Here is a 6,649-nt window from a genome sequence, read left to right on the forward strand (position 1 = left end):
GGGCCGTTGGCGCGCAGGAAGCGGAGGAGGACCTCCTGGTTCGCGACCGCGGTGTCCGGCTGCTCCAGCGGGCCGGGGGAGACGAAGGTGCCCTCGGGTCCCGAGCACAGGAAACCCTGTGCCGCAGCGGGTTTGAGCAAGGCGCCCCAGCTCGTGGCCATCGGCTCGGCGATCTCGGGGCGGCCCAGGTCCTCGACCACCCGCGCGACGAGCTCGGTGCGGGTCAAGGGCTCGGGGCCCAGCACGCGGCCGATGGCGGCCGTGATCGCGTGGAGCGTGTCGCCGTCGACGCCGTGGGCGCGTTCCCAGGAGGGCGGGAAGCGGCGACGGGACTCGCGGTCGGTGAGCGCGGCGCACCAGAGGCCCAGCTCGTCGGCGGGCAGCAGGTGCAGGGTCCCGCGCATGGCCCAGGTCCGGACCAGCGTGCGGTCGGCCAGGGCGGCGTCGACCCCGTCGGCCCCGCGGACCGCCGCGATGCCCACGCTGCTCGACGCCACCTGGGCGTGGATCCCGCCGAGCCGCCGGGCGACCCCGACGGGGTCGCGCTCGGGCGCGGTGAGCAGCTGGGCCGCTGCGCGCCACCGGGTCACCTGTCGCCATGTGACGTCCATGCGGGGATTGTGCCCGGCTGTGATCCACATCGCCGAGGCGCCCGGACGAACCCGGCGAGAGCGTAGTTTCGCACCGAAACGGTCTTGCGGTGAAACGGTCTTCGGGAGGCGGACGGATGCAGGCGATGGGACGGCGGGCGGCGTTGCAGGGGCTCGCGGGGCTGGGGCTGGGTGGGCTGGCCCTCTCCGCGGGCGCGGGGGTGGCGTCGGCGACCACCCCCGTGGCCCCGGCTGTGACGCAGCCTGCCACCGGAGTGCCGACCGCGGCGGAGGCCCTGGACCTGCTCGTCGCGGGCAACCGGCGCTGGCAGGAGATCCACCCGGAGCACCCCCACGAGGGCGCGGAGATCCGCCGTGCGCTCGTCGCCTCACAGCACCCGTTCGCCACGATCCTGTCCTGCGTCGACTCGCGGGTGCCGCCGGAGCTGGTGTTCGACCAGGGCCTCGGGGACCTGTTCACCGTGCGCACCGCAGGCGAGGTGCTCGACGAGGCGGTCCTCGGCAGCGTCGCGTTCGGGGCGGGCGAGCTGGGTATCCCGCTGGTCCTGGTGTTGGGCCATTCCTCCTGCGGCGCAGTGGGTGCCGCACTCGACGCCGTCGACGCGGGGGAGGAGGCGCCGGGTCACCTGGCCTACCTGGTGGAGGCCATCGCGCCGTCCGTGCCCCCGCAGGGGCCCGACCGCGCCACCCGGATCGCCGCGGCGGTCGACGCGAACGTGCGGGCCGTCGTCGACACCCTGCGACACGACGAGGACCTGGCCGAGGCGGTCTCGCACGGTGACCTGACGATCGTCGGGGCCCGCTACGACCTCGACTCCGGCGCCGTCACCCTGCTCTGACGACCCCGCTGCCCTGTGCCCCACCCCGACCGGTCGAGATGAACGTCAGTGTCGTGGGGACCATGATCGAACAGCACCGAGGTTCATCTCGGCCGGTGGGTGACGAAGACGGCCGTGCCGGGGAACAGGGCGCCGCGCAGCGGGGACCACTGGCCCCACACCCGCTCGCGGCCCTCCGGCCACTCCGGCTCGACCAGGTCGTCGAGCACCAGGCCCGCGGCCACGACGTCCCGGACCCGGTCGCCGATCGTCCGGTGGTGCTCGACGTACGTGGCGCGGCCCGCCGCGTCGACCTCCAGGTACGGGGTCCGGTCGAAGTACGACTGGGTGACGGTCAGCCCGTCGGGGCCAGGGTCGTCGGAGAACATCCAGCGCATGGGGTGGTTGACCGCGAACACCCAGCGCCCGCCGGGGCGCAGGACGCGGTGGACCTCGCGCATCACCCGCACCGGCTCGGCGACGAACGGGACCGCGCCGAACGCGGAGCAGGCGAGGTCGAAGGAGCCGTCGGCGAAGGGCAGGTGCTCGGCACCGGCCTGGACGAGCGGGACGTCGATCCCCGTCGAGACGTTCAGCGCCGCGGCCGCGGTCAGCATGCCCGCCGAGAGGTCGAGGGCGACGGGCTCGGCGCCCTGTCGTCGCAACCAGCGGGAACAGGGCGCCGAGCCGCAGCCGACCTCCAGCACCCGCCTGCCGCGAACGTCCCCGAGCAGGCCCGCGTCCGCCTCGTGCAGGCCCTCGGGGCACCACACGAACTCGGCGTCCCCGATGTCGCGGCCGTGTTCGGCGAGGTAGTCCGCGGCGTCGGCGTCCCACCAGGCCCTGCTGGCCCGCTCGGACTCCGCTGCGCCCACCTCGCGCCGAGCGACCCCGGCGGTCCCGAGGACCTCCTCCGCACTCATGATCGATACACCCACGACCCGCAGCTCACGCGCTGAATCGTCCCAGTTCGGACCGGGGGACCCGCATTGCCCCACTGATCGGGTGCCGCGTAGCATTTGGGGCCTACCCGAGGTCAACGCGTGCGGAGCCTGGTCAGCCGGGCGTCGCCGCGGGAACTTTCCCCGGGAACCGACGAACGAAGGTGACTGTTACACGGACCAGTCACGGCTACATCCCACGACAGGTCGCCCGATGCGACCACAACCGAAATCATCCTCCGGAGCACCCCACTACATGTCCACCGACACCACCGCCGCCCCGACCCACACGACCCCGCAGGTCGCCGTCAACGACATCGGGTCGGAGGAGGACTTCCTCGCCGCCATCGATAAGACGATCAAGTACTTCAACGATGGCGACATCGTCGAAGGCACCATCGTCAAGGTCGACCGCGACGAGGTCCTGCTCGACATCGGCTACAAGACCGAGGGTGTCATCCCCTCTCGGGAGCTGTCGATCAAGCACGACGTCGACCCTGCCGAGGTCGTCGCGGTCGGCGAGTTCGTCGAGGCCCTCGTCCTCCAGAAGGAGGACAAGGAAGGCCGCCTGATCCTGTCCAAGAAGCGCGCGCAGTACGAGCGCGCCTGGGGCACGATCGAGGCCCTCAAGGAGGCCGACGAGCCGGTCGAGGGCACCGTCATCGAGGTCGTCAAGGGCGGCCTGATCCTGGACATCGGGCTCCGCGGCTTCCTGCCGGCCTCGCTGGTCGAGATGCGCCGCGTCCGCGATCTGCAGCCGTACGTCGGCCGCAAGATCGAGGCCAAGATCATCGAGCTGGACAAGAACCGCAACAACGTGGTCCTGTCCCGCCGCGCGTGGCTGGAGCAGACCCAGTCCGAGGTGCGCAGCGAGTTCCTCAACCAGCTGGCCCGCGGCCAGGTGCGCAAGGGCGTCGTCTCCTCGGTGGTCAACTTCGGTGCGTTCGTCGACCTGGGCGGGGTGGACGGTCTCGTCCACGTCTCCGAGCTCTCCTGGAAGCACATCGACCACCCCTCCGAGGTCGTCGAGGTCGGCCAGGAGGTCACGGTCGAGGTGCTCGACGTCGACCTGGACCGCGAGCGTGTCTCCCTGTCGCTGAAGGCGACGCAGGAGGACCCGTGGCGCCTCTACGCCCGGACCCACGCGATCGGCCAGATCGTCCCGGGCAAGGTCACCAAGCTCGTCCCGTTCGGCGCGTTCGTGCGCGTCGAGGAGGGCATCGAGGGCCTGGTGCACATCTCCGAGCTGGCCGAGCGCCACGTGGAGATCCCGGAGCAGGTCGTCCAGGTGGGCGACGACTGCATGGTCAAGGTCATCGACATCGACCTGGACCGCCGTCGGATCTCGCTGTCGCTCAAGCAGGCCAACGAGGGCATGACGGTCGACACCGAGTTCGACCCCACTCGCTACGGCATGGCGGCGGAGTACGACGACCAGGGGAACTACATCTACCCCGAGGGCTTCGACGTCGAGACCGGCGACTGGAAGGAAGGCTACGAGGAGGCTCGTGGCAACTGGGAGAAGGAGTACGCCGAGGCGCACGAGCGCTACGAGCAGCACATGACCCAGATCCGCAAGGCCGCCGAGGCCGAGGCGGAGGCGGGCACCGAGGCTGCCGCGGCGAACTACTCGTCCGGCGGCGCTCCGGCCGGCGGTGGCGAGGCCCAGAGCGGCGGGTCGCTGGCCAGCGACGAGCAGCTCGCGGCCCTGCGGGAGAAGCTCTCCGGCGGCGCGTGATCGTCTGATCGCCTGATCCGAACGGCCCTGGTCCCCTTGGGACCAGGGCCGTTCGGCGTGTGTGGTTGCTCCATCGGGTGTCGCCCGGATCACGATCGGGCTGCGTTCCGTGAGGGACCGGGCGCGCCGCGTGTATCGATCATGCGTCGCGGCCTACCGTGGATCACATGCGGCGGGGGCGGTGGGTGGCGACGGTGCTCGCACTCGGGATCGGCCTGCTCACCGCGTGTTCGACCGGCCCGGGGGCCGGGGACACCCCCGTCCCGACCTTCACGGAGGCGGCGAGCGGGAGCACCACGGCCGCGACGATCGAGATCGCCCTGCCGAAGGACTGCACGAGCTTCCTGAGCCCCGACGATCTCGGGGCCCTGTTCGCCCGCCCGCTCGGCTCCACGGCGCTGCGGACGATCCGCGGCGTGCCCGAGCCGACCGTCGCCCGCACCGAGCGGGTCGGCTGCCGGTACAGCGCCAGCGGTCCCGGCGGCGGGAACACGTTGCTGGACATCAACCTCGGCCGCTACACCGACGCCGCGGCGGCCCGGCGGCAGTGGCAGCTGAACACCAACGCCGAGCGTTCGGACGGGGTGTCCCGCGATCTCGCGATCGGCACCGCCTCGGCGGTGGCCGTCGAGCGCAAGACGGAGACGATGCTCGCCGTCGTGTACGGAGTGGACACCCTGACCTTCGTGCTCCCCGCCTCCGCGCGCGCCCCGGGAGCGCCCGTGGACCGGCTGGTGGACCTGGCGTTGCGGGTGCTGCCCAAGGACGCGGCCACCCAGCCCGCGCCGCCGGACCCGCCCGCCGCCCCTGCGGCGTCGCCCACACCGACCGGGGTCGCGCCGATCGCAGCGGGGTGATCGCTCTAGGGTGTCCGATGTGCTGCAGATCGGGCTGACGGGCGGGATAGGCGCGGGCAAGTCCACGGCGTCGCGGCGGCTGGTCGAGCTCGGGGCCACCCTGGTCGACGCCGACGCGATCGCCCGCGAGGTCGTCGCGAAGGGCAGTGTGGGGCTCGAACGGGTCGCCGAGGCCTTCGGCCCCGAGGTGATCGGGCCGGACGGCGAGATGGACCGGGCCAAGGTCGCCTCGATCGTCTTCGCGGACGACGCCCGGCTGGCCGTCCTCAACGGGATCACCCATCCGCTGATCGCCAGCCGCACGGCCGAGCTGGTCGCGCAGGCCGGACCCGAGTCCGTGATCGTGTACGACGCCGCGCTGATGGTCGAGCAGGGCACCCAGTCCCGGTTCGCGCTGGTCGCGGTCGTGGACACCGAGGAGGAGACCCGGGTGCGGCGGCTCGTGGAGTCCCGCGGGCTCCCGGAGGCCGACGCGCGGGCGCGGATCCGCAAGCAGGCCACCGACGCCCAGCGCCGCGCCGCGGCGGATGCGGTGCTGCACAACGACGGTGCCCCGGAGGAGCTGCTCGCGCAGGTGGACCGGCTCTGGGCCGAGCGGCTCGTACCGCTGGAGGAGAACGTCCGGCTGCGGCGCGCGGTGCGCGGCGGGGCACCGGTGCTCGCGGAGCCCGATCCCGGGTGGGCGGCGCGGTGCGAGCGGATCGTGGCCCGGGTCGCGCGGGCGGCGGGGGAGGCGAGCCTCGGCGTCGCCCACATCGGGTCCACCGCGGTGCCGGGCCTGCCCGCCAAGGACGTCACGGACGTCCAGCTGGCCGTGGGGTCCCTCGATGCGGTCGACGGCCTCGTCGAGCCGCTGCTGGCCGCCGGGTTCGTGCTGGTCCCCGAGATCGACCACGACCACCCGAAGGCCGCCGACCCCGATCCGGCGCACTGGCGCAAGCGGTTCCTCGCGGGCGCCGACCCGGTGCAGCGGGTGCAGGTGCACGTGCGCGTGCACGGCTCGCCCGGCTGGCGCTACGCCCTGCTGGTCCGGGACTGGCTGCGGGCGGACGCGGCGGCACGGGCGGAGTACCTGCGGCTCAAGCGGACCGCCTCCGCGGAGTTCGCGGGAGACCCCGACGCCGACCGGTACGTCGCGCTCAAGGAGCCCTGGTTCGACGCCGCCCATCCGAGGGCCGAAGCCTGGGCCGAGTCCACCGGATGGACGCCGGAGTAATAGGCTGAACGGGCGTGTGCCGGCGTGGGTGTCGCTGTAACGGGTGGCGGGCGCCGGGCGATAGGTGGACAGGACCGTCACAACGGGTGATCCCTGCTCGGGGTCGGTGGGAGGGACGTCGGGGTGAGCGCACAGGTCGAGCAGGAGTCCGTCGAGGACGAGACGACCGTGGTGGCCCCCGAGCCCGAGGCCCCGGCCACCGAGGTGGCCGCGGACGACTCCGTCGTCGAGCGGGACGTCGTCGAGGCGCCGCAGGGCAGCCTGCGCGCGGACTTCGGCGCCCACTTCGAGGCGCACTACCCCCGGCTCGTCGGGCAGCTCTTCGCGATCACGCTGGACTCCGGCGCCGCCCACGACCTCGTCCAGGACGCCTACTCGCGGGCCTGGAAGCGCTGGTCGGAGGTCCGGCAGGGGGACGCGGAGGGCTGGGTCCGCCGGGTCGCCGTGCGGGCCTCCCGCAACCCGTGG

7 protein-coding genes are annotated in these 6,649 nt (G+C 72.9%); 5 read left to right on the forward strand and 2 right to left on the reverse strand.

Annotated elements, in window-relative coordinates; all coding sequences use genetic code 11:
- A partial coding sequence (locus H5J29_RS16510; RefSeq protein WP_181781850.1) for a DNA glycosylase AlkZ-like family protein occupies positions 1-611 on the reverse strand: 611 nt, incomplete at its 3' end.
- A gap of 116 nt (positions 612-727) precedes the next feature.
- Here H5J29_RS16510 and H5J29_RS16515 point away from each other — a divergent pair.
- Complete coding sequence (locus H5J29_RS16515; protein WP_181781851.1) at positions 728-1,450, forward strand: carbonic anhydrase; 723 nt, start codon at positions 728-730, stop codon at positions 1,448-1,450.
- 83 nt (positions 1,451-1,533) lie between these two features.
- On the opposite strand, the gene H5J29_RS16520 is transcribed toward H5J29_RS16515, so the two are convergent.
- The gene (locus tag H5J29_RS16520; protein WP_181781852.1) at positions 1,534-2,352 is read right to left on the reverse strand and encodes a class I SAM-dependent methyltransferase; all 819 of its coding nucleotides are present in this window, start codon (positions 2,350-2,352) and stop codon (positions 1,534-1,536) included.
- Positions 2,353-2,626: 274 nt separating this feature from the next.
- Here H5J29_RS16520 and rpsA point away from each other — a divergent pair, with 274 nt between their 5' ends.
- The 4 genes from rpsA to H5J29_RS36235 form a co-directional block, all read left to right on the forward strand.
- Entirely contained in the window at positions 2,627-4,108 is a 1,482-nt protein-coding gene (gene rpsA / locus H5J29_RS16525; RefSeq protein ID WP_181781853.1) for a 30S ribosomal protein S1, read from the forward strand.
- Positions 4,109-4,275: 167 nt separating this feature from the next.
- Complete coding sequence (locus tag H5J29_RS16530; protein ID WP_181781854.1) at positions 4,276-4,965, forward strand: hypothetical protein; 690 nt, start codon at positions 4,276-4,278, stop codon at positions 4,963-4,965.
- Positions 4,966-4,975: 10 nt separating this feature from the next.
- Positions 4,976-6,181, forward strand: coding sequence for a dephospho-CoA kinase (gene coaE, locus H5J29_RS16535; protein ID WP_312858266.1), 1,206 nt, complete (start codon positions 4,976-4,978; stop codon positions 6,179-6,181).
- A 123-nt stretch (positions 6,182-6,304) separates the two neighbouring features.
- The coding region (locus H5J29_RS36235) for a sigma factor (RefSeq protein ID WP_312858267.1) at positions 6,305-6,649 on the forward strand (345 nt) is incomplete at its 3' end.

This window comes from Pseudonocardia pini (assembly GCF_013870575.1).
GTDB lineage: Bacteria > Actinomycetota > Actinomycetes > Mycobacteriales > Pseudonocardiaceae > Pseudonocardia > Pseudonocardia pini.